Annotated in this window: 16 protein-coding genes; 8 read left to right on the forward strand and 8 right to left on the reverse strand. The window is 46.3% G+C overall.

Going from position 1 to position 20532, the window contains the following annotated elements; genetic code table 11:
• Positions 1 to 155: 155 nt before the first annotated feature.
• The 3 genes from QUA16_RS09495 to QUA16_RS09505 form a co-directional block, all read right to left on the reverse strand.
• Complete coding sequence (locus QUA16_RS09495; protein ID WP_445252190.1) at positions 156 to 887, reverse strand: cytochrome c biogenesis protein CcdA; 732 nt, start codon at positions 885 to 887, stop codon at positions 156 to 158.
• A gap of 671 nt (positions 888 to 1558) precedes the next feature.
• Positions 1559 to 2263, reverse strand: coding sequence for a pentapeptide repeat-containing protein (locus QUA16_RS09500; protein WP_445305407.1), 705 nt, complete (start codon positions 2261 to 2263; stop codon positions 1559 to 1561).
• 216 nt (positions 2264 to 2479) lie between these two features.
• The gene (locus QUA16_RS09505) at positions 2480 to 2626 is read right to left on the reverse strand and encodes a hypothetical protein (protein ID WP_333105946.1); all 147 of its coding nucleotides are present in this window, start codon (positions 2624 to 2626) and stop codon (positions 2480 to 2482) included.
• Positions 2627 to 2783: 157 nt separating this feature from the next.
• On the opposite strand from QUA16_RS09505, the gene QUA16_RS09510 reads away from it, so the two are divergent.
• Positions 2784 to 3512: a tetratricopeptide repeat protein gene (locus QUA16_RS09510; RefSeq protein ID WP_333181109.1), complete on the forward strand. Its 729-nt coding sequence runs from the start codon at positions 2784 to 2786 to the stop codon at positions 3510 to 3512.
• Positions 3513 to 3628: 116 nt separating this feature from the next.
• Here the strand turns inward: QUA16_RS09510 and QUA16_RS09515 are convergent, their stop codons facing one another.
• Complete coding sequence (locus tag QUA16_RS09515) at positions 3629 to 4978, reverse strand: peptidylprolyl isomerase (RefSeq protein WP_333105944.1); 1350 nt, start codon at positions 4976 to 4978, stop codon at positions 3629 to 3631.
• Between the two features lie 120 nt (positions 4979 to 5098).
• Here QUA16_RS09515 and QUA16_RS09520 point away from each other — a divergent pair, with 120 nt between their 5' ends.
• On the forward strand, positions 5099 to 5650 hold the full coding sequence (locus tag QUA16_RS09520) for a peroxiredoxin (RefSeq protein WP_333105943.1): 552 nt from the start codon (positions 5099 to 5101) through the stop codon (positions 5648 to 5650).
• A 555-nt stretch (positions 5651 to 6205) separates the two neighbouring features.
• On the opposite strand, the gene QUA16_RS09525 is transcribed toward QUA16_RS09520, so the two are convergent.
• A complete protein-coding gene (locus QUA16_RS09525; RefSeq protein ID WP_333105942.1) occupies positions 6206 to 6745 on the reverse strand; it encodes a phosphate-starvation-inducible PsiE family protein in 540 nt (179 codons plus the stop codon).
• A gap of 381 nt (positions 6746 to 7126) precedes the next feature.
• Here QUA16_RS09525 and QUA16_RS09530 point away from each other — a divergent pair, with 381 nt between their 5' ends.
• Positions 7127 to 7729 carry a superoxide dismutase gene (locus QUA16_RS09530; RefSeq protein ID WP_333105963.1) on the forward strand — a complete coding sequence of 201 codons (603 nt, stop codon included), beginning with the start codon at positions 7127 to 7129 and terminating at the stop codon, positions 7727 to 7729.
• Between the two features lie 102 nt (positions 7730 to 7831).
• Here QUA16_RS09530 and QUA16_RS09535 read toward each other — a convergent pair whose 3' ends face one another.
• Entirely contained in the window at positions 7832 to 10552 is a 2721-nt protein-coding gene (locus QUA16_RS09535) for a bifunctional acetate--CoA ligase family protein/GNAT family N-acetyltransferase (RefSeq protein WP_333105940.1), read from the reverse strand.
• A gap of 690 nt (positions 10553 to 11242) precedes the next feature.
• Here QUA16_RS09535 and pflB point away from each other — a divergent pair.
• The 4 genes from pflB to clpS all read left to right on the forward strand — a co-directional run bounded on the left by pflB (position 11243) and on the right by clpS (position 17874).
• Positions 11243 to 13471, forward strand: a complete 2229-nt coding sequence (pflB, locus tag QUA16_RS09540; RefSeq protein ID WP_333181113.1) for a formate C-acetyltransferase — start codon at positions 11243 to 11245, stop codon at positions 13469 to 13471.
• A gap of 382 nt (positions 13472 to 13853) precedes the next feature.
• Complete coding sequence (gene pflA / locus QUA16_RS09545) at positions 13854 to 14594, forward strand: pyruvate formate-lyase-activating protein (RefSeq protein ID WP_333105936.1); 741 nt, start codon at positions 13854 to 13856, stop codon at positions 14592 to 14594.
• Between the two features lie 125 nt (positions 14595 to 14719).
• Positions 14720 to 17350 (forward strand): bifunctional acetaldehyde-CoA/alcohol dehydrogenase, encoded by a 2631-nt coding sequence (gene adhE, locus QUA16_RS09550; protein ID WP_333105934.1) that lies wholly within the window; start codon positions 14720 to 14722, stop codon positions 17348 to 17350.
• A gap of 230 nt (positions 17351 to 17580) precedes the next feature.
• Positions 17581 to 17874, forward strand: coding sequence for an ATP-dependent Clp protease adapter ClpS (clpS, locus tag QUA16_RS09555; protein WP_006633998.1), 294 nt, complete (start codon positions 17581 to 17583; stop codon positions 17872 to 17874).
• Between the two features lie 70 nt (positions 17875 to 17944).
• On the opposite strand, the gene QUA16_RS09560 is transcribed toward clpS, so the two are convergent.
• Complete coding sequence (locus QUA16_RS09560) at positions 17945 to 18445, reverse strand: plastocyanin/azurin family copper-binding protein (protein WP_333105933.1); 501 nt, start codon at positions 18443 to 18445, stop codon at positions 17945 to 17947.
• A 124-nt stretch (positions 18446 to 18569) separates the two neighbouring features.
• Complete coding sequence (locus QUA16_RS09565) at positions 18570 to 19688, reverse strand: tocopherol cyclase family protein (protein ID WP_333105932.1); 1119 nt, start codon at positions 19686 to 19688, stop codon at positions 18570 to 18572.
• 232 nt (positions 19689 to 19920) lie between these two features.
• Between QUA16_RS09565 and QUA16_RS09570 the strand changes: the two genes are divergently transcribed.
• A complete protein-coding gene (locus QUA16_RS09570; RefSeq protein ID WP_333105931.1) occupies positions 19921 to 20502 on the forward strand; it encodes an Npun_F5749 family FMN-dependent PPOX-type flavoprotein in 582 nt (193 codons plus the stop codon).
• The last annotated feature ends 30 nt before the right edge of the window (positions 20503 to 20532 follow it).

Consider the following 20532-nt stretch of genomic DNA (forward strand, 5'->3'; position numbering starts at 1 on the left):
CTCAATCAATTTTGAATTCTTTCTCTTTTGTTTCTTTCTTTCTTTCTTCCTTCGTGTTATTCGCGTCTTCGCGGTTCGTTAAAAAAAACTTAATTCACGCATTCCGTAGTGATTGCTATATCTCTAAATAAGGACTGAAGTCCTTACAACGAAACTTACGCGGGAAGTATCCGGGAAAGCAGAGAGAAAACGCCAAATCCTACTAGCAAAACGCCACTAACAGGCGTAATCCAACTCGACCACCGACGCAATTCTAACAACTTTTTAATGCTAGCAGTAAAAGTGCCTGCTATAATCAGCGGAGCGACGTAGCCAGCAGCGTAAAACAGCAGCAACACACCACCTAAAACTGTATCCCCCGTTTTGGAAACCCAAGCTAAGAGTGTAGCTAAAACCGGCGTGCTGCAGGGAGACGCTACTAAACCAAAAGTTAAGCCCAATAAGTACGATCGCACGCCCGGCGGCAAATCTTTCGGCACCCACCCCACAGCGTCGAAAGACGGCAGTTGTAAGGGTAAAGCTTCGAGTAAATTCAGCCCCATTAGAATAGCAATAATGCTGACAAGAATCGGCAAACCCAGGCCTATTTTGCCGTAAACTTGTCCGGCAAATGATGCTACAATACCTAAACCCGCAAGGGTGGTGGCTAATCCCAGGGAAAACCACGCAGACTGGGCGGCAGCTTGCAGGCGGCTTTTTGCTTCGTATCCGCCGATGTAGCCGATCGTGATCGGCAACATTGAAAGCATACAGGGCGTTAAGCTCGTTAGCAACCCTGCCAGAAAGATGACTCCGACGCTGACTAAACTGAGGTTTGTCAGTTGAGTATTTACTAAATTATTAGCAAATTGTGCGAGTTCGTAAAGTTGAGTTTGCAGGGTTTCCATCAGTCGATTTTAGATTTTAGATTTTAGATTTTAGATTGACTTCACAGCCCATCGATTTTAGATTTTAGATTTTAGATTGACTCCACAGCCCATCGATTTTAAATTTTAAATTTTAGATTTTAGATTTTAGATTAACTTCACAGCCGATGGACTCTAGATTTTAGAGAGACTCTACAGATGAATCTGGGAGTTTAAACTAAATATCTAATATTTTTGCTCTTCAGGACTCCTGTCGGGGGCTTGTAGCCCTAGGCAGGTGACTTCAGGTTCGGGGGTGTTCTGGCTTTGTTGAAAATTGTAACAGATGCGCGCAGGTTCGGTTTGAGATTTAAGATTTTAGTGATATTTACTGGTTGGGAGTTAAAAGGTCGATCGCACCCTGGTTTAAATTGATATCTTGACCGCAAGCATCCAGGATACAAGCCCCCGGATTCATTCCTTCGCAGACTCAGGACCCAGAAATAAAAACCTGTATCCGATAAAGGAGCCCCCGAATTTATCCGTGGGGTCAAGGCTTCAATCTAAAATCTAAAATCTAAAATCTAAAATCGATTGACAGCATCCTCAACAAGCTGTTGGCAACGGGCGCAGCTACACCCGATAATTCATTCACTGCGAAATCGGCCCGAAAGCCTGTTGTTGAAATTATTCAAGCAGACTTTAATTTTACTCTACTGTAAATTCAAGCCACTTTCTTCATTAATAGACCCGTCCGGCATTATTGCCCCGGCCAGCACCGCACCTCTGAGATTTGCTCCCGTTAAAGTAGCGCCTTCTAAATTAGCATTGCTCAAATTTGTGACTTGTTTGGAACCTCGGAAAAAGAAGCTGTGCAAGTCAGCACCTCTCAAATTACTGTCGGCTAAATTAGCATATTGCAAATCAGCACCGTGCAGCGTCGCATCCGTTAAATTAGCTTCCGTGAGATTGCTTCCCCAAAGTCGAGAATCTAAGACATTAGCATCTTGTAAATTGGCGCGGCTCAGATTTGCCAAAGTCAGATTAGCATCCCACAACTTCGTGCCGTTGAAATTAGCTTCTGTCAAATTGGCTCGACTGAGATCCGTGCCTAAAATCTCAGCATTTGCTAAATTAGCGCCACTGAGATCTGCGTCAGAAAGATCCGCATTTTTTAAGTTAGCACCGGACAAATTAGCGCCGGACAAATTAGCGCCGCTCAAATTGGCTTCTTGGAGATTAGCTCCCCGCAAATCGACAGCGCTCAAATCGCATTGCTTCCAGAGAAAGCTCACGCACCAATTATCTTTTAATAGGTGACTCAAATCCTCCGCATTCGCGGCCATCACAGGAGGAGTTAAGTAGAGAGTGAACAGGACGATCGCCAATACGGCAGCGAAGAAAATTTTCAACCTCATAACTCTTTTCATTGACACTAATTTGCGCCATAAATTATTGATATCTAATCAAAGCATAGCAAATAATCTGCAACTTTCCTCCGCAAGATTACTCAAAAATATTAGTAATTTGTGGAACAGGCCGGAAAGCCTGTTCTTGAGAATGGTGCTCTGGGCGTGAGTAAAAACCGGGTTTAAGATGGCCGTGTTCGATGGACAAATCCCGATCGAATATCGCTACAAAGTAATACTTCCTGCGGGCAGTTGCGATCGCTCCCCCAGGGGCATACCTGCAAACAATCCCCGTAGGAACTGCTCAATATAGGAAGAAAGAAACCGCCAAGCTAGCCGGAAAAGCTTATATTTAAAGGGTTGTAGACGCATTTTTCCTGAATTGCGATCGTCATCACTAACTAAGCCGAACTTTCATCACACAAGTCAATGCCCCAGCATCACCAAATCTCATCAAACTTATCACGTTCCTGAGACTACGGATATCACTGTCAGTAGCTGAAGTATGGAGGAAAATAAGAGCATACAGTTGAACAGCACTTCTCCCATGCCTACTATCCCCCTTCTCCCAAGCCAATTAGTTGTCACAACTATTTTCAATTCGATCGAATCTTTGGGCTTCACTAATATTGCAGGCGTATTTTCGGGGGAGCAAGCTGAATCCCGACAAGAGGCAAATTTAAAAGTTATTACCAAAAAGTTTTACACTCAGGGTTTAAAAAATCTCCAAGAACAAGACTTGCACGGCGCTATTAAAAATTTTACTGCTACAATTAACATTAATCCGCTATTCGCGTCAGCTTACAACGATCGCGGTGTGGCTCGCTACAAATTAGGCTACAAGCAATCGGCGATCGAAGATTTAACTACAGCCATCGAACTCAATCCTTACCGAGCCAAGTATTACAGCAATCGTGGGTTTATGCTGACTCGTTTAAAAGATTATACTGCGGCGATCGCGGATTACAACTCGGCACTCCTGCTCAACCCTAATGTAGCTCAATCTTACTTTAACCGAGGGGCTATCCGCCTCCAAATGGAGAATTCCCTGGCAGCACTAGCTGATTTTGAGTCAGCAATTCGCCTCGATAACGATTTTGCTAAAGCTTACTTTAACCGAGGAGTGATTAGATATAAATTGAGAGAGGTTCATGGAGCATTTGAGGATTTTCAGAAGGCTGCAGGGCTTTTTAAGCTGCAGGGGAGAATGGATTCTTATCAAGATGCGGTTTCTAAAATTACCCAGCTATGGTATTAGTTGAATTGGGCAATTGGGGAATTGGGAATTGGGAATTGGGAATTGGGAATTGGGAATTGGGAATTGGGAATTGGGAATTGGGTAAGGTGCGGCGCACCTTACACCTATAGTTAAAGTTAGCCAATTCTCAAGGCTGCATCGGTAGGTTGAGGGTTAGGAGCACTAGGAATCCTAGATAAAGGAATTGCAAAGGCTGCATTTTGAACAGAGGCGACGGTAGCATTTTGTACCACAGTAGAAGCCGCTGCCAAGTTAATTACAGTATTGCTTCCAGATTGAGTGAATGTAGTATCGGATAAATTTCCTGTCAAAGCAATGCGATCGCCTTCCTCTGGTCTAAAATCAACTATTGTATGACTTGTCGGGGGTAGGGTAATAAAAGGAAGAGAAGCAGGATCTACTCCGAGCAAAACAAAAGTATCTGCACCACTACCTCCTGTGAGAGTATTGTTGCCTGTATCTCCAATCAAAATATCATTGCCATCACCACCAATTAAGATATCATTCCCTTGACCGCCTCGCAAAAAGTCGTTACCAGCATCACCATTGAGAATATCGTCAGCGAAATTGCCAATCAGAATATCGTTGCCAACACCTCCGCTAATGGAGTCGTTACCTTTGCCGCCTCTGAGAAAGTCGTCACCCGCTTCGCCCGTGAGGGTATCGTTGCCTTGGCTGCCATTAATTGCATCATCCGTGGGTGAACCGAGGATGCGATCGTTTGCGCTACCTCCCACTACACCGCTGGGATTTTGCTGAGAGTCTTGGGAAGTGACTTGATAGTTGTTGGGGGTGTTTGACAGTCTGAGGGCTCGCAAAGATAGATTTACGAAATTGGTACTATTAATTAAATCGTTGAGTACATTAACATCGGTAATGATGCTCGAAACCCGACTGGGAACAATTCCTTGAACCACTTTTGCTGTCGAAATGCGATCGCCCTGCTGCACCGCATTCACCGTTTCAAAACCTTGAATAACGTTGCCCAAAACAGCATAATTACCATCCAAAAATGGCAAATCATCCAAAGCAAAATAAAACTGCGAAGAAGCCGAATTCAAAGCATTAGAACGAGCCATTGCCACAGCCCCGCGAGTGTGCTGCAACTGCGGCGTCTGGGTTACAACTTGGTTGTAAACAGGTTGCGCGGCCCCTTGTGGCTTGATTTCCAAAGGAATAAAACGCGGCTGATTGGTATCCGGGTCAATAAAATTACCCGTTCCCAATTGACTGGCTGGAATTGTAGTATCTCTGCTGCGCGGATCGCCTCCTTGCACCACAAAAGGATCTGGCTGGCGGACAACTCGGTGAAACATCACCCCGTCGTAAATGCCTCGTTCAACTAAGTCAACAAAATTTCCCCCAGTAATCGGGGCATTAGTGCCGTCTACTTCGATCGTAACGGGTTGACCGTTAATTACCTGGACTACTATAGCTTTGCCTGTTAACGGGAGTGCAGCGCTCATGGGTAAATTGCTATTGGAGTGAGTGATATTTGGGTTTTAGAAGCAATCCGCGAATTGCCCTTACCCATTTAATCAGAAAACTGTAAACTTGTCTTAAGTACAGTTCTACTTCTAAAATTTATGATGTCCCGTCGCAAGTTTTTTAGCACTTTATTGGCAATTTGTCTAGTTGTTCTAAGTTTCAATTTTGCCACACCTGCATTGGCCCTCGGTGGCAAGCTTCCGGCGGTGAATGAAGCGGCACCGGATTTTAGTTTGCCGACAAACAGCGGCGAGGGACAAGTTTCCCTGTCCGATTATCGCGGTAAGTGGCTGGTAGTGTATTTTTATCCGAAAGACTTTACATCGGGATGTACGATCGAAGCACGGAGATTTCAGCAAGACTTGCCGAAATACTTGGCAAAGAATACTCAAATTATCGGCATTAGCGCTGATGATGTCAACTCTCATGCGGAATTTTGCGATTCGGAAGGTTTGAAGTTTCCGCTGTTAGCTGATACCGACGGTAAAGTGAGTAAAGCTTACGGTTCTTGGATGAGTTTTATCTCCGCGCGCCACAGTTTTATTATTGACCCTGAAGGAATTTTGCGGGAAACTTTTGTGAAGATTAATCCGGCGATTCACTCCAAAGAAGTGTTGGCTCGTTTGGGGGAATTGCAGGCTAACGGGTAATACCATTTTAGATTTTAGATTTGAGGTTGGAATAATTGGGAATGACTGATGAAGCTTGTGTGTGTAGTGAGGACTAAAATCCTCTGAAAATGCAGATGATTTTAGTCTTCACTGCAAACGTTATCAGGTTGATTTGAGCTCACATCTTGCACCATTCTCAATCAATACGCTTGGGTTAAAACTATTTATTCCGGGCGAGATCCCCCTCGCATACCCCCTACTCCCCCTGATTGTTGGGGAGTAGGGGTTGACTTTGAGTAATTTCTTGTCCCACCCCCTACTCCCCTTCGTAGGGGCGGTGCCAAGAGTGCCCGCCCTAGGCTAGGGGGGATCGAGCTTAACTGAACCGTATTGCATTCTCAATAATCCTTTTTTGGGTGGGTTCTCCGGCCCAACCCCTACTCCCCACGAGAAAATCTACTCTTTGTGGAACGGGCAGGAGAGCCCCTTATTGACAATGGTGCAACATCTCAGTTTTACTGGAAATGATGGGTGGTAACGTGACAAGCAATATCAGAGTAAATTTAAAATCTAAAATCGCCTGTCATGCCATATTCAATGAGAATTAAACTTGCTATTGACTGCAAGAGGCTCCGAAGAAGATTCAGGCTCTGAAAATTTTCTATTTCTGCTAGCAAGGCGGCGTTCCGGGTCAATTCCCTCAAAGGTTGGCGGCAACCAAACTCGGACTACCAACAACACTCCCAAAACCAGCAAAAATGCGCCTGTTGATAATATTTGAACCCAGGGAGTTTCCAGCACTCCCCGCACGATAACTTCTCGCAAAACAGATACTATACAAACTTCCACAGCCACACCTATCGAAACCCGCTGCTCTTGTAAATAAATAATTAGCAGGCGAAATAATTCCACCAAAACCAATAAGAATAGAATGTCAGCAGTGACTTCCTGGAAATTCAAAGGAGGTAGCAGCGAGAAGAACATTTCTCGCAGTTCGAGCACCATGAAACAAAACAAACCAATACATAGGGAAATTACAATTAAGTCTTGGACTGTTTCCAGAGCGGTGACGATTAATTGAAGATTCAACCATTGAGGGGGGTGACTGGACGAGTTGTTTAAACGCTTTTCCATTGACAGCTCCTGCAACTTGTTTGACTTCCTTACAGCTTAATTGAACTTAGGTTAATCTTTGACAATTTACAGGTTTAATCTATTTATCAGTCTCATAAAATTTCGCTCGGTTGACAATTTCACACACACTTTTATTTGCCACCCCGGTGGCTTGACATTTAGTGATACTTTATGCTATGTGAAGCCTGCAATAAGTAGCTTTGATATCTAAAAAATACAAGTCTGAATGCTGGAATGCCCCAACTGCTATAAAATATGAAAATTGTAAAGAATTATTTACCACAGCTTGATAAACTCAAGCTAGCGACTCTCGGCTTTAATCATACAAAAGCCGGAAAGTTAGCCCAAAAACCAAAAGTAATCCAGAGAGGATTGAACACAATGGCATTTGAACTTGCACCATTACCCTTCGCCGCTGACGCCCTAGAGTCAGGTCATATGTCGGCCAACACTTTTTCGTTCCACCACGACAAGCACCACGCTGCTTACGTGACCAATCTGAATAAACTGATTGAAGGAACGGAAATGGCGAGCAAATCCCTTGAAGAAATTGTCAAGGAATCTGCTAAAGACCCATCCAAAGCCGGCATTTTCAACAATGCAGGTCAAGTTTGGAACCACAATTTTTTCTGGAATTCCCTCGCACCGGGCGGCGGTGGCACTCCGACAGGAGATTTAGCTGAGAAAATCAACGCCGACTTCGGCAGCTTTGACAAATTCAAAGAAGAATTTAAGACTGCTGCGACAACTCAGTTCGGTAGCGGCTGGGCTTGGCTAGTTTTAGACAACGGCACTTTGAAAGTTACCAAAACTGCTAACGCCGACACCCCGGTAGCACACGGCCAAACTCCGTTGCTGACTTTGGATGTGTGGGAACACGCTTATTATTTGGATTTCCAAAACCGCCGTCCCGACTACATTACTAATTTCTTGGATAATTTGGCTAACTGGGATTTCGCAGCAGCAAATTTGGCTGCGGCTTAGTAGCTTCTGAGTTTGAGGACTTTCGTCCTCACTACAAACTTTATAGGTTTGTAGTGAGGACGAAAGTGGTGATGAATGAGAATTATTTAACCAAACTTGCTATTAGCAGACAAAAACAGCTTTCAACATTCCTTCGCCTCGGTCTGGTTGGAGTTCAAATCCTAGTTTTTTACAGAGGCTCTGCATCTTGTAGTTGCTATTTAGAATGTAGCCAACGATCGCCTCTAATTTCTCTTCCTGACCAATTTGCAGGAGCCGCCTCAATAATTCTGTTCCCAAACCGCGCTGCTGATAGCTATCGCTAACAATCAGGGCAAATTCGGCTTCGTTTGTGCCGTGGAGTTTGCTCAGACGGGCTACTCCCAAAACCCGGTGTTCTGAGGTTTCCGGGTCTTGACGATCGGCTACTAACACCATTTCCCGATCGTAGTCAATAAAACAAATCCGGGTCAAACGTTCGTGAGCGATGCGGTGCTTTAGCTTTACCATGTGAGCGTAGCGCAAATACACGCTCTCTTCCGAAAGTTCTTTGTGGAAGAGTACCATCAGCGGCTCATCTTCTGGGCGAATCGGACGGATCGTGAGGGGACGATCGCCCTCCGTTGACCATGTTTGAACGTATTGAGTAGGATAGGGGCGAATCGCGGGTGAAAAGGCGTTTTCTGTTGTCTGGAGAACAACGCGGGCATCAAGAGCGATCGCACCTTCAGGAGAAACCAACAGCGGATTAATATCAATCTCGGCAATTTGAGGTTGCTCTACAATTAGTTGACTGAAACGAACTAATAACTGTTCGAGTTGTACCAGGTCAATTGCCGATCGACCGCGCACTCCTTGCAAAGCTTTATAGATGCGAGTTTGCTCCATCATCCGCCGCGCTAGGGTGGTATTTAAAGGCGGAAGGGCGAGCGATCGATCTTGAAAGACTTCCACTAATTGTCCGCCGGAACCAAACAGCATCACCGGCCCAAATTGTGGGTCAATACTGCTACCCAAAATTATTTCATAGCCTTCCAACTTCACCATCGGCTGCACGGTTACGCCGAGAAACGCTGCAGGATCGAGATCCCGTACCCGCTGGGAGATCGCCTCAAAGGCACTAATTACAGCCTTAGCATCGCCTAAATTTAGTTGTACGCCCCCCACATCGGTTTTGTGAGTAATCGTCTCAGAATGGAGTTTTAGCACCACTGGATAACCGAGGATCTCGGCAATTTCCACAGCTTCGCCCGCACTCCCTGCAATTTCTGTCGCTACGGTGGGAATGCCGTAAGCTGCCAACAACTGTTTTGATTCGTACTCGGTTAATAGAGTGCGATTGTTTTGGCGGGCGGCAGTCAAAATCTTCGCAGCAGTCGCACACCCGGAAGTCTCGATTTCGCAATCAGCGGGGAGAGATGGCGTTTCGTAGATAGCGCGCAGGTTGTATGTGTACCGCCACATATAGTTGAATAACCTGACGGCGGTATCGGGATAAGGGAAAGTCGGAATATTTGCCTGATTGAGAATTTGCGTTCCCGCTGACACTTCCACACCGCCCATCCAGCTTGCTAATAAGGGCTTTCCGAGTTGGCTGTAAGACTTGAGTTTTTCTGCGGTTTGCGTCGGATTTGTCATCGCTTGTGGCGTCAGGATGACCAACAATCCGTCACTATTGGGATCGGGAGCGACAACTTCTAGAGTTTTGGCGTAAAGATCGCTACTAGCATCGCCCAAAATATCGATCGGGTTGTGATGACTCCACTGAGGCGGCAAAAACTCATCAAGCTTCTGCACAGTCTCCGGTGCCAGAGTTGCCAGCGCACCCCCGTCGCTAATTAAGGCATCAGTGGCGATCGCCCCTGGGCCTCCTGCATTGGTGACGATCGATAGGCGGTTGCCCTGCGGTCGCGGTTGCTTGGCGAGAATTTCTGCCATGTCGAACAAATCGGAAATGGTATGTACGCGCAACGCGCCACAGCGGCGGAAAGCAGCGTTAAGCACGTCATCGCTGCCGGTCAAAGCTCCCGTATGGGAAGCGGCGGCTTGCGCGGCGGCGGCGGTACGTCCTACCTTGAGAATGATGATCGGTTTGTCGATCGCCACTGGGCGGGCGGCGGACAGGAACGAACGAGCATCACCCATAGATTCCATGTACAAAACGATACTGTGAGTATGGGGATCGTCCCCGAAATACTCGATCAGATCGCCCCAACCGACATCGAGCATAGAGCCGATCGATACAAAGGCGCTAAAACCGACATTTTCCCCCAAACTCCAGTCTAGGATCGAAGTACAAAGGGCGCCGCTTTGACTGATGAAAGCGACATTACCCGGACGGGCGATCGTACCTGCAAAAGTAGCATTGAGCCCAACCACAGGATTCATCACACCGAGGCAATTTGGGCCGATAATCCGCATTCCACCCAGACGCGCTTGGGCGAGAACTTGCTGTTCTAAAGCCTCCCCAGCAGCGCCAATCTCTTTAAAGCCAGCAGAAACAATAATTGCCCCTTTCACTCCCGCAGCGATACATTCGCGGATCACTTGCGGCACCCCAGCAGCAGGCGTAGCAATCACCGCCAAATCCACTCTTTCCGGGACGCTAGCAATGTCCGGATAAGACTTGAGCCCCAAGACGCTGTGGCGCTGCGGATTCACTGGAAAAACTGTGCCGCCAAACGGATTCCGAATTAAGTTCCACAGGAGAGTTCGTCCAACGCTTCCCTCTCTCTCTGTTGCGCCGATTACAGCCACAGAGCGAGGCCGAAAAATCAGATCGAGCGGATGACGCTGTTCTTTCCAAATATCGTGAGCCCGATCGCTCGCAGTGCTTTGATTCATTGAATTTATCTGCATAGTACCCTACTTCAATAGATTTCTTGCAAAAAAATATGTGTTATCCTTAAAAGTTGGCTCAAGTTTAGGTCAAACTTTGAATTCTTGGGTTGATGGGCATCTCCTTAAACTTGCCGGGTCTGCTAGATTATAAAATTGGCTCAACTTTCCATAATAGCACAAAATTATTTGGCAACAGGTCTAATTAATCAGCCATTAATATTGCTCTGCTTTCGATAACAATCACCGAATCAAATCCGAACTCTTTTTCGGCTTTTTCTTCATATTCTTCGGGTGTTCGCGGTTCCTGAAAAAAAAATCTCATTTCCCGTTTCCGACAGACCCGCCCTTAAACAACATTTCCGTTGTCCAAGTGTTAGTTGAGTATCCAAATTGGTCAGAGCTTCCTCAACAATAATTCAAGAGGATGTTCTGCCTACTATCTATCTTAATTCTTTCCCGGAAATTAGCAAGTCAATTTTTGTAACAAATAGCGAAGCGCGTATTTAAAATTGTGAAATTAAATATATACTAGATGTAGTGGTCGAAAGAACAAAAGATCGATCGCTAACACAAATTTGAGGTGAAAGCAACCTAAACTGCTACCCATTTAAAGAGAATCCAGAGAGGGGTTCTCCTGCCCGTTCCACAATAAGTGTAGAAAAAATGACTTTTAAATTAGATGCACAACAGCTTATGTTGGCAGAATGGCACGGCTTTACTGAAGGCCACTGGACAAACGAAGTCAACGTCAGAGACTTCATTCAAAAAAATTACACCCCCTATGAAGGGAATGCAGAATTTCTCACAGCACCAACCGAAAAAACCCAGCAGCTTTGGCAAAAAGTTCTGGAATTAATGAAGCAAGAGCGCGAAAAAGGTGTATTGGATGTTGATACAAAAGTTCCCACCTCCATCACGGCTCATGCAGCAGGATACATCGATCGCGACTTAGAACAAATAGTAGGTTTGCAAACAGATAAACCTTTGAAACGCGCGATTATGCCCTTGGGGGGAATTCGCGTGGTCAAGGCCGGTTTAGAAGCTTACGGCTATCAGCTAGATGAGCAAACAGAAGAAATATTTACGAAATATCGCAAAACTCATAACGATGGTGTATTCGATGTTTACACGCGCTCGATGCGTCTGGCGAGACGTTCTGGTATCATCACAGGTTTACCAGATGCCTATGGACGCGGGCGGATCATCGGTGACTATCGGCGCGTTGCTTTGTACGGTGTCGATCGCCTAATTGATGATAAAAAAACCCAGCAAGAATCACTCGAACTAGAGGCGATGGACGAGGCAACAATTCGTTTGCGCGAAGAGTTATCCGAGCAAATTCGGGCCTTGTTTGAGTTAAAAGAAATGGCTGCTAGCTACGGCTTTGATATTAGCCGTCCGGCGGCAAACGCACGAGAAGCTGTCCAGTGGGTGTATTTTGGCTACTTGGGAGCAGTGAAAGAACAAAACGGGGCAGCGATGTCTCTCGGCCGCGTATCGACGTTTTTAGACATTTATTTCGAGCGCGATTTGCAAAGCGGCGCGAGTTCCGAAGTGGAATTGCAAGAACTGATCGACCATTTTGTAATGAAACTCCGCATGGTGCGGTTTTTGCGGACTCCCGACTATAACGCTCTGTTTTCTGGCGATCCAACTTGGGTAACAGAGGCGATCGGCGGTATCAGCGATGACGGTAGAACATTGGTAACTCGTAACAGTTTCCGATTCTTACACACCCTGTCAAACCTCGGTACTGCACCCGAACCAAATCTCACCGTTTTGTGGTCGGAAAACTTGCCGGAAAACTTCAAAGAATTCTGTGCCAAGGTATCCAGCGACACGAGTTCGATTCAGTACGAAAACGACGATTTGATGCGTCCTCAATACGGGGATGATTACGCGATCGCCTGTTGTGTTTCTGCCATGCGAATTGGCAAGCAAATGCAGTTTTTCGGCGCGCGAGTTAACTTGGCTAAGACTTTGCTCTATGCGATTAACGGCGGTAAAGATGAGAAGTCTGGCGACCAAATCGCGCCGCAGTTCCCACCGATTACTACCGAATATCTCGATTATGACGAGGTAAGAGCCAGGTTCCAGGACATGATGGCGTGGTTGGCAAAAACGTATATCAATACGCTGAATGTCATTCACTATATGCACGACAAATACTGCTACGAACGGCTGGAAATGGCATTGCACGATCGCGACGTTTACCGGACAATGGCCTGCGGAATTGCCGGATTGTCGGTGGTGGCGGACTCCCTATCGGCGATTAAACACGCTAAAGTTAAGGTGAGTCGCAACGAGCAAGGTTTGGCAGTGGATTACTCGATCGAAGGAGAATATCCCAAATATGGCAATAATGACGATCGCGTAGACAGTCTAGCCATCGAACTTGTGCAAAGCTTCATGAACGAAATTCGCCAGCACAAAACCTACCGTAGCGCTGTAGCCACTCAATCGGTACTCACAATTACCTCTAACGTAGTGTACGGCAAAAAAACTGGTAGCACTCCCGACGGACGTAAAGCAGGCGAACCCTTTGCTCCCGGTGCTAACCCGATGCACGGCCGAGATTCCTGTGGGGCGATCGCATCCTTATCTTCTGTAGCAAAACTGCCTTACAGTGATTGTCAAGATGGCATATCGAATACTTTTTCGATTGTACCGCAGGCCTTGGGCAGAATGGAGAGCGATCGGACTAATAACCTAGTTGGTCTGTTAGACGGTTACTTCCACGATGGCGGCCATCACATCAATGTTAACGCGCTTGATCGGCAAACATTACTAGATGCGATGGAACATCCAGAAAACTATCCCCAGCTAACAATTCGCGTCTCCGGTTATGCGGTTAATTTCATCAAACTTACCCGCGAACAGCAATTAGATGTGATTAAACGGACTTTCCACGAACGCGTGTAAATTCCATTGGAATCGGCGGTTGAAACCGCTGTCGCGAGTCAAACGAAGTCCGAGCTGAGGGGGACTCAAGAAGCGCCTACATAATTGGTTCTGCATAAGTCTTTTTTCCTCTAGTTTCGCTGTTGAACCATGAGGCCAGATCCCCCCTAACCCCCCTTAAGAAGGGGGGAACAAGAGTATTCTTGAATTCCCCCGACTATCTGGGGATTCAAGGGGAACCGTCCACTTCTCAAAGTCAACCCCTACTCCCCAACAACCGGGGGTATGCGAGGGGGAGCGATCCTCAGCAACCAAACGAAAAATTCGCAAGTTTCTAGGCTTAAGTTAACACCGAGATTCCCTCATCCCTAATCTCGAAACATCACCAACAAACAGCAAATCAATGTCTGGAATTGGTCGCATTCATTCAATCGAAACATTTGGTACCGTAGACGGCCCCGGAATCCGGTTTATCGTCTTCACCCAAGGCTGTCCGTTACGCTGTCTTTACTGTCACAATCCCGACTGTCGCAATTCCCACGATGGTAAAGAAGTAACCGTCGATTATTTAATCGATCAAATTACAAAATGTAAATCCTACCTGCGGAAAGGAGGCGTTACCGTCAGCGGCGGCGAACCGTTGATGCAGCCTGATTTTGTCAGAGAAATCTTTAGCCGCTGTCATCAAATGGGTTTGCATACAGCCCTAGACACATCAGGATTCTGTGTTTTAGAAGTTGCTAAACCGGTTCTGGAAATGACCGATCTGGTTTTGTTGGACATCAAATCCTACATTCCCGAACTGTATTACAAAGTCACCAACGTTTCGATCGAGCCTACTTTAGCAATGGCCAAATATCTCAGCGAAATTGGCAAACCGACGTGGATTCGCTTCGTTCTAGTTCCTCACCTCACCGAACACATCGAAAACGTAGAAAAATTAGCGGAGTTTATTGCCAATCTGAACAATGTGGAAAAAGTAGAAGTCTTACCATTTCATAAAATGGGAGAATACAAATGGGAACAATTAAAACTGGATTACGAACTCAAGGATACACCTCCCGCTTCACCGGAACTCGTGCAACAAACTGTTGATATTTTTCGCAGTCGCGGGGTAAATGCGATCGGAGCTAGCGGTATATAATAATTAAAAGACCGCGTACACAAGTCACCCACAATCGGGAAATTATCTGCGTCGATCTGCCGGTTCCCTACCAATCAAAGATTGAGGCAATAATTTCCCCGGAAATAAACATCAGGTAAAATAACATGAAAGTTACCAATTTAGATGAATTAGAAGCCCTAATTCAAAAAGTGAAAGCAGCCCAAGCTGAATTTGCCACCTACACTCAAGAACAGGTCGATCGCATATTCAAGCAAGTAGCTTTAGCCGCTAATGCCGCCCGCATTCCCTTAGCCAAAGCTGCAGTCAAAGAATCGGGAATGGGAGTCATCGAAGATAAGGCAATCAAAAATCATTTTGCTTCGGAAATGATTTACAACAAATACAAAAACGACAAGACTTGCGGTATCATCGAGTCCGATCGGCATTTTGGCTACGAACGCATTGCCGAACCCGTGGGAGTGCTGGCGGGAATCGTTCCTGTAACTAACCCGACTTCCACCACAATCTTTAAGTCTTTAATCGTGCTCAAGACGAGAAATGGCATTATATTTTCGCCCCATCCCCGCGCCAAATCCTGCACGGCTGCGGCGGCAAAAATTATCCTTGATGCTGCTGTAGCAGCCGGAGCACCACCGGATATTATTGGGTGGATTGATGAGCCAACTGTGCCACTTTCCCAAGCTTTGATGCAGCACCGCGATATCAAACTAATTTTGGCAACTGGCGGGCCCGGAATGGTCAAAGCGGCTTACTCTTCAGGACATCCCTCCCTCGGTGTCGGCGCGGGAAATACTCCCGCCATCATCGATGAAACCGCCCACATCCAAATGGCTGTCAGCTCAATTTTGGTCAGCAAAACTTTCGACAACGGTACGATTTGTGCTTCGGAACAATCGGTGGTTGTTGTGGATGAGGTGTACGATGCCGTGCAACTGGAATTCATCAAGCGCGGTGCTTATTTCCTGAATGCTGAAGAACGGGACAAAGTGCGCCAGGTAATCTTAATTGATGGTCGATTGAATGCCGAAATAGTCGGACAATCGGTGCAGAAGGTGGCGCAGATTGCGGGTTTTACAGTGCCGTCAAACATCAGGGTTTTGATTGGAGAAGTGGAGGCGGTTGGTAAAGAAGAACCGTTTGCTTGTGAAAAACTTTCGCCGATTCTCGCCATGTATCGCGCCAAGGACTTTACTGAAGCAGTAGACAAAGCCGAAGCGCTGATAATTTTTGGCGGACACGGACATACTTCTGTACTCTACACGGCCCCCCACAATCAGAAGCACATTCGTTATTTTGAAAGCAAACTAGAGACTTCGCGGGTGCTGATTAATACGCCTTCTTCTCAAGGTGCGATCGGCGATTTGTACAATTTCCGCCTCGATCCCTCCCTTACCCTCGGTTGCGGTAGCTGGGGCGATAATTCCATTTCTGTCAACGTGACACCCCATCACCTGCTGAATATCAAAACCGTAGCAGAAAGGCGCGAGAATATGCTCTGGTTCCGCATTCCTCCCAAGATTTATTTTAAGTCGGGTTGTCTTCCTGTAGCTTTGAGGGATCTTTCAGGTAAGAAACGTGCTTTGATCGTGACGGATAAACCTTTGTTTGAATTGGGATTGACTAAGGAAGTCACAGATAGTTTGGAAGAAATCGGCATCGATCACTACACATTTTACGATGTGGAACCCGATCCTTCGCTGGCTACTGTTCGCAAAGGTTTAGAAATCTGCAATAGTTTCCATCCAGATGTGATTATTGCCTTTGGTGGTGGCTCGCCGATGGATGCTGCTAAAGTAATGTGGCTGATGTATGAGCATCCAGAAATTGAGTTTGAAGGATTGGCGATGCGGTTTATGGATATTCGCAAGCGGGTATACGAACTGCCGCCTTTGGGTTCAAAGGCAACTATGGTGGCAATTCCAACTACTTCGGGAACGGGTTCGGAAGTCACGCCTTTTGCCGTTGTTACGGATGAACGATCGGGGATTAAGTATCCGCTTGCAGATTATGCTCTGACTCCGAATATGGCGATCGTCGATCCAGAACTTACGCTGAATATGCCCCGGAAACTGACTGCTTACGGTGGCATTGATGCCCTAACCCACGCTTTAGAAGCTTATGTTTCTGTGTTGGCTTCTGAGTATACAAATGGTTTGGCTTTAGAAGCGATTCGTTTGCTGTTTAAATACCTGCCCAGCGCTTACAAAAATGGTGCTAACGATCCGAAAGCGCGGGAGAAAGTACATTATGCTGCTACGATCGCCGGGATGGCATTTGCTAACTCTTTTCTGGGGGTTTGTCACTCAGTAGCCCACCAATTAGGTGCAACTTGCCACGTCCCTCACGGTTTAGCGAATGGGCTGATGATTTCCCACGTAATTCGCTACAATGCAACGGATGTTCCCTTCAAGCAAGCGATTTTTTCTCAAAACAAGTATCCTAACAGCAAGTGGCGTTATGCTCGCATTGCGGACTATCTGAATTTGGGCGGCGATACAGAAGATGAGAAAGTTGAGAAGTTGATCGAAGCGGTGGAAAATCTCAAGCGTGAGGTAGAGCTTCCTAGCACGATTCAGGAGGCGATCGCCAGTCAGGGAATGAGCGATGATTTCTTTTTTGCTCGCGTTGAGGAAATGGCCGATCGCGCTTTTGACGATCAGTGTACCGGAGCGAACCCCCGCTATCCGCTGATTGAAGATTTAAAGCAACTTCTGCTGCAAGCGTACTCTCACGGCGACACTTCTGAGGTCGATCGAGTGTTAACTGTAGTTTAATCGGCGCGGTGCAATAGATTTCTCCTCAAAAGCCTGTCAATGGGGGGTAGGATGCCTAACCCCTACTCCCCACAAGACTTTCTGGAGAACTCTAACGCCGGGCCCGGTGGTGAAAATAAACCCCGAACCGGATCAAAATACCAACTAGGGGTTAAAAAATTGTGAAATTGTGTTATGATGTTAGAGGTAACTATTTTACAAATCTTGTAGTTTCAGTGGCTGTTCGCGCGATGACCTCTTCACCAACCATAGCACCCGTTCGATCGAGTCAAGTTACCCGCAAACCTTATCCCAACTATCGGGTAATAGTTCTCAACGACGATTTCAACACATTCCAGCACGTTGTGGAATGTTTGACAAAATACATTCCAGGGATGACGAGCGATCAAGCTTGGAAACTCGCCAACCAAATCCACCACGAAGGCCAGGCCACCGTCTGGGTTGGCCCGCAAGAGCAAGCAGAACTTTATCATATGCAATTGAGCCGTGCTGGACTGACAATGGCTCCGCTAGAGTCTACTTGAAAAGTGTCGAGAGGGCCGAAAGTTCGATCGATTTTCGGTAATACATCTGAAAGTGAACGGAGATTGGGATTTAAGAGGCGATCGTAATTTTGCCAATCATCCCCGCTTCCGTATGTCCGGCTACCGTACAGCGCAGGTTGTAGGTTCCCGATTTCATCGGCACAAACACCCATTCTGCCATAGCCCCCGGTTTAAGTTCCAATTCGTGAATACTTCCTTTAATTTCCACTTTCCCAGCTTCAACTTTTTGAGTCCAACTCGCATCAGCAAAGTTTTTAGCAGTAAAATAATGTTTCTGCGAACTGGGATTTTTCAGCACTAATTTATAGCGCTTGCCCGATTCAAATTCTAGCAAATTGGGAAAAAACTTAAGTTCCCCAGCTTCGTTACCCAAACTAACAGTAATTTCGGTGACAGGTTGGCGAGATAAATCACCGGCAGCCCTAGCAATTGCCGCCGGCATAAAAATTGTGCTCAAACATAAAATTAGTCCCAGAATAAATTTGAAAGTTTTTTGTAACCGCTGGCTGCGGTAGAATTTCCCTAATTGCCAACCGAGTAAATTGAGCATGGCTGTTATAAATACTGTTAACTATTAACTGACTACTGACTAATGACTACTGACTAATGACTACTGACTAATGACTACTGACTAATGACTACTGACTAATGACTACTGACTAATGACTAATGATTTAATTCGATCGCCAAACTTCATCCCAAGGCCCGCCCCCAACTTCCAAACCCGATAAAGAACTTTGAGCCTCTAAGATAATTCTAGAACGCTGCTTGCCATTTTTTTCAACATTTCCCCCCAACAACTCTCGCAGTTGCAAGCGCAATTCGCCGTGCGTCGTATCCCGGCAGCAAAAAGCCAGACCTTTTTCTGTAGGAGCTCGCAGATAAGTACCAGGACTGTTTGTAGTGGCAATTAACTCAACTTCAAACTGACTGTTTCTCGCCTGCATTTTCCAGCTTCCCCAAGGTTCAATAGTCCAACTAACTTGGGAATTCCAAGGCACAAATTCGTAAAATTTGCCTCGGTAATGCAGACAAATCATTGCTACAGATTCCATCCACCACAGCACGCCCCGCTTGCCCCCGCCAGCAGTTAAAGCTAAATCGCTTTCGCCTTGAAAACAATTGCAATTAACCCAAAACCACTTTTGCGGAAAAGCACCGCCCCAGTTTTTTTCGCTGTAAGCAGGAGCATCTTTAAATTCGTAGCGTTCGTCATTCCAATCGATCCAGCCCGTGGCTAAACCGTGAGCCATTAAAATTTGCCATCCCGGTTCAAATATGGGTAGAAAAGATACCATTCCCGCCGTAGATTTCTGGATTTCCTCAGAGTTTCCCCAGCCATAAATAGGTTTAATTTCGTATTGCCAAAAACAGTGACTGCCACTTCCTGGATCGTGCAGATAACCTTGATTCCAAGTAGCAGTAGCTTGATAGCCTTCTTCGACGCGGCTGTCGAATATTTGCGGATCTAAATATTGGGGTTTAATTTGTAAATCTGTTCTGCCCCAATGTCCCAAACCCAAGCTTTCTCGGTGCGCCCAAAACTTATTTACATCGGGCAAGGTGCGGCACAAATAGCTATCTTTGGGGCCGAGAATTTGAGCAGCACCGCCACTGTAAGGTTGACCGCCTCTGGGGTCTTCGATGGAATACATGAAGGCAAAGGATTGTCCGTGAATGGGTAATGTTATTCGATAGTACCAGCCTTCAAAAAAGCGGCGGGAACTGCCATCCCAGTGGTAGCCGCTGTGGGGAGTTTCAATAGTTTTGAGTTTTGAGAGTGAATTTGACATAAAATTACCAATAGCAGAAAGAAGAGTCATTAGTCAGTAGTCATTAGTCAGTAGTCATTAGTCAGTAGTCATTAGTCAGTAGTCATTAGTTAACGGTTAACAGTCAACAGTCAACAGTCAACAGTCAACGGCTAACAATGCCCTGTTTGGCCAATGCCCTGTTTGGCCAATGCCCAATTCCCTGTTTGCCCAATGCCCAATTCCTAATGACTAATATGATAGGTTATTAATTATGTCTTTAGCACTTTGGCGATCGCCCTTAGCTCGCGCGCTCCACCGCAACCGCAGTCTGGCTTTTGCCCGTTACTTGCAACTAGCAACTGTTCGCGCCACCGGGCGTCCGGCCAACCGCACTGTGGTGTTTCGAGGCTTTTTAGCCGATACTAATCACTTAAAGTTTATTACAGATATTCGCAGTCACAAGGCCGAGGAAATTAACCTCTATCCTTGGGGGGAAATTTGCTGGTATTTCCCGAAAACTCGCGAACAATTTCGGATTGCTGGAAAGCTAGTTTTGGTAGGGGCAGATTATCCAGACGCCCAGTTGTGTTCATCGCGGTGCACAACTTGGCAGGAGCTTTCTGAGCCGGCTAGATCGCAGTTCGCTTGGCCTCATCCGGGGGATGACAAAGCCGAGGCTAGTGCTTTTGATTCTGCTTCCCCAGATGCGATCGAGCCGCTGCCTAATTTTTGCTTGCTGTTGTTGGAACCGGAAACCGTGGATTTGTTGGAGTTGCGGGGGGAACCGCAAAATCGATCGCTTTATCGGCGCGACGGGGAGGGAAATTGGTCTGTGCGATCGGTTAATCCTTGAAAAAGAAGTCAGTAGTCATTAGTCAGTAGT

This window comes from Microcoleus sp. S13_C3, from assembly GCF_036700905.1.
GTDB lineage: Bacteria > Cyanobacteriota > Cyanobacteriia > Cyanobacteriales > Microcoleaceae > Microcoleus.

What these genes read in the sequence shown, in the direction of transcription:
- QUA16_RS09520 (WP_333105943.1), top strand. Translation starts at nt 5,099, where the DNA reads ATGATGTCCCGTCGCAAGTTTTTTAGCACTTTATTGGCAATTTGTCTA.
- QUA16_RS09565 (WP_333105932.1), bottom strand. Translation starts at nt 19,688, where the DNA reads ATGTCAAATTCACTCTCAAAACTCAAAACTATTGAAACTCCCCACAGC.
- pflA (WP_333105936.1), top strand. Translation starts at nt 13,854, where the DNA reads ATGTCTGGAATTGGTCGCATTCATTCAATCGAAACATTTGGTACCGTA.
- QUA16_RS09560 (WP_333105933.1), bottom strand. Translation starts at nt 18,445, where the DNA reads ATGCTCAATTTACTCGGTTGGCAATTAGGGAAATTCTACCGCAGCCAG.
- QUA16_RS09500 (WP_445305407.1), bottom strand. Translation starts at nt 2,263, where the DNA reads ATGAGGTTGAAAATTTTCTTCGCTGCCGTATTGGCGATCGTCCTGTTC.
- adhE (WP_333105934.1), top strand. Translation starts at nt 14,720, where the DNA reads ATGAAAGTTACCAATTTAGATGAATTAGAAGCCCTAATTCAAAAAGTG.
- QUA16_RS09505 (WP_333105946.1), bottom strand. Translation starts at nt 2,626, where the DNA reads ATGCGTCTACAACCCTTTAAATATAAGCTTTTCCGGCTAGCTTGGCGG.
- QUA16_RS09515 (WP_333105944.1), bottom strand. Translation starts at nt 4,978, where the DNA reads ATGAGCGCTGCACTCCCGTTAACAGGCAAAGCTATAGTAGTCCAGGTA.
- QUA16_RS09525 (WP_333105942.1), bottom strand. Translation starts at nt 6,745, where the DNA reads ATGGAAAAGCGTTTAAACAACTCGTCCAGTCACCCCCCTCAATGGTTG.
- QUA16_RS09535 (WP_333105940.1), bottom strand. Translation starts at nt 10,552, where the DNA reads ATGAATCAAAGCACTGCGAGCGATCGGGCTCACGATATTTGGAAAGAA.
- clpS (WP_006633998.1), top strand. Translation starts at nt 17,581, where the DNA reads ATGACCTCTTCACCAACCATAGCACCCGTTCGATCGAGTCAAGTTACC.
- QUA16_RS09570 (WP_333105931.1), top strand. Translation starts at nt 19,921, where the DNA reads ATGTCTTTAGCACTTTGGCGATCGCCCTTAGCTCGCGCGCTCCACCGC.
- pflB (WP_333181113.1), top strand. Translation starts at nt 11,243, where the DNA reads ATGTTGGCAGAATGGCACGGCTTTACTGAAGGCCACTGGACAAACGAA.
- QUA16_RS09530 (WP_333105963.1), top strand. Translation starts at nt 7,127, where the DNA reads ATGGCATTTGAACTTGCACCATTACCCTTCGCCGCTGACGCCCTAGAG.
- QUA16_RS09495 (WP_445252190.1), bottom strand. Translation starts at nt 887, where the DNA reads ATGGAAACCCTGCAAACTCAACTTTACGAACTCGCACAATTTGCTAAT.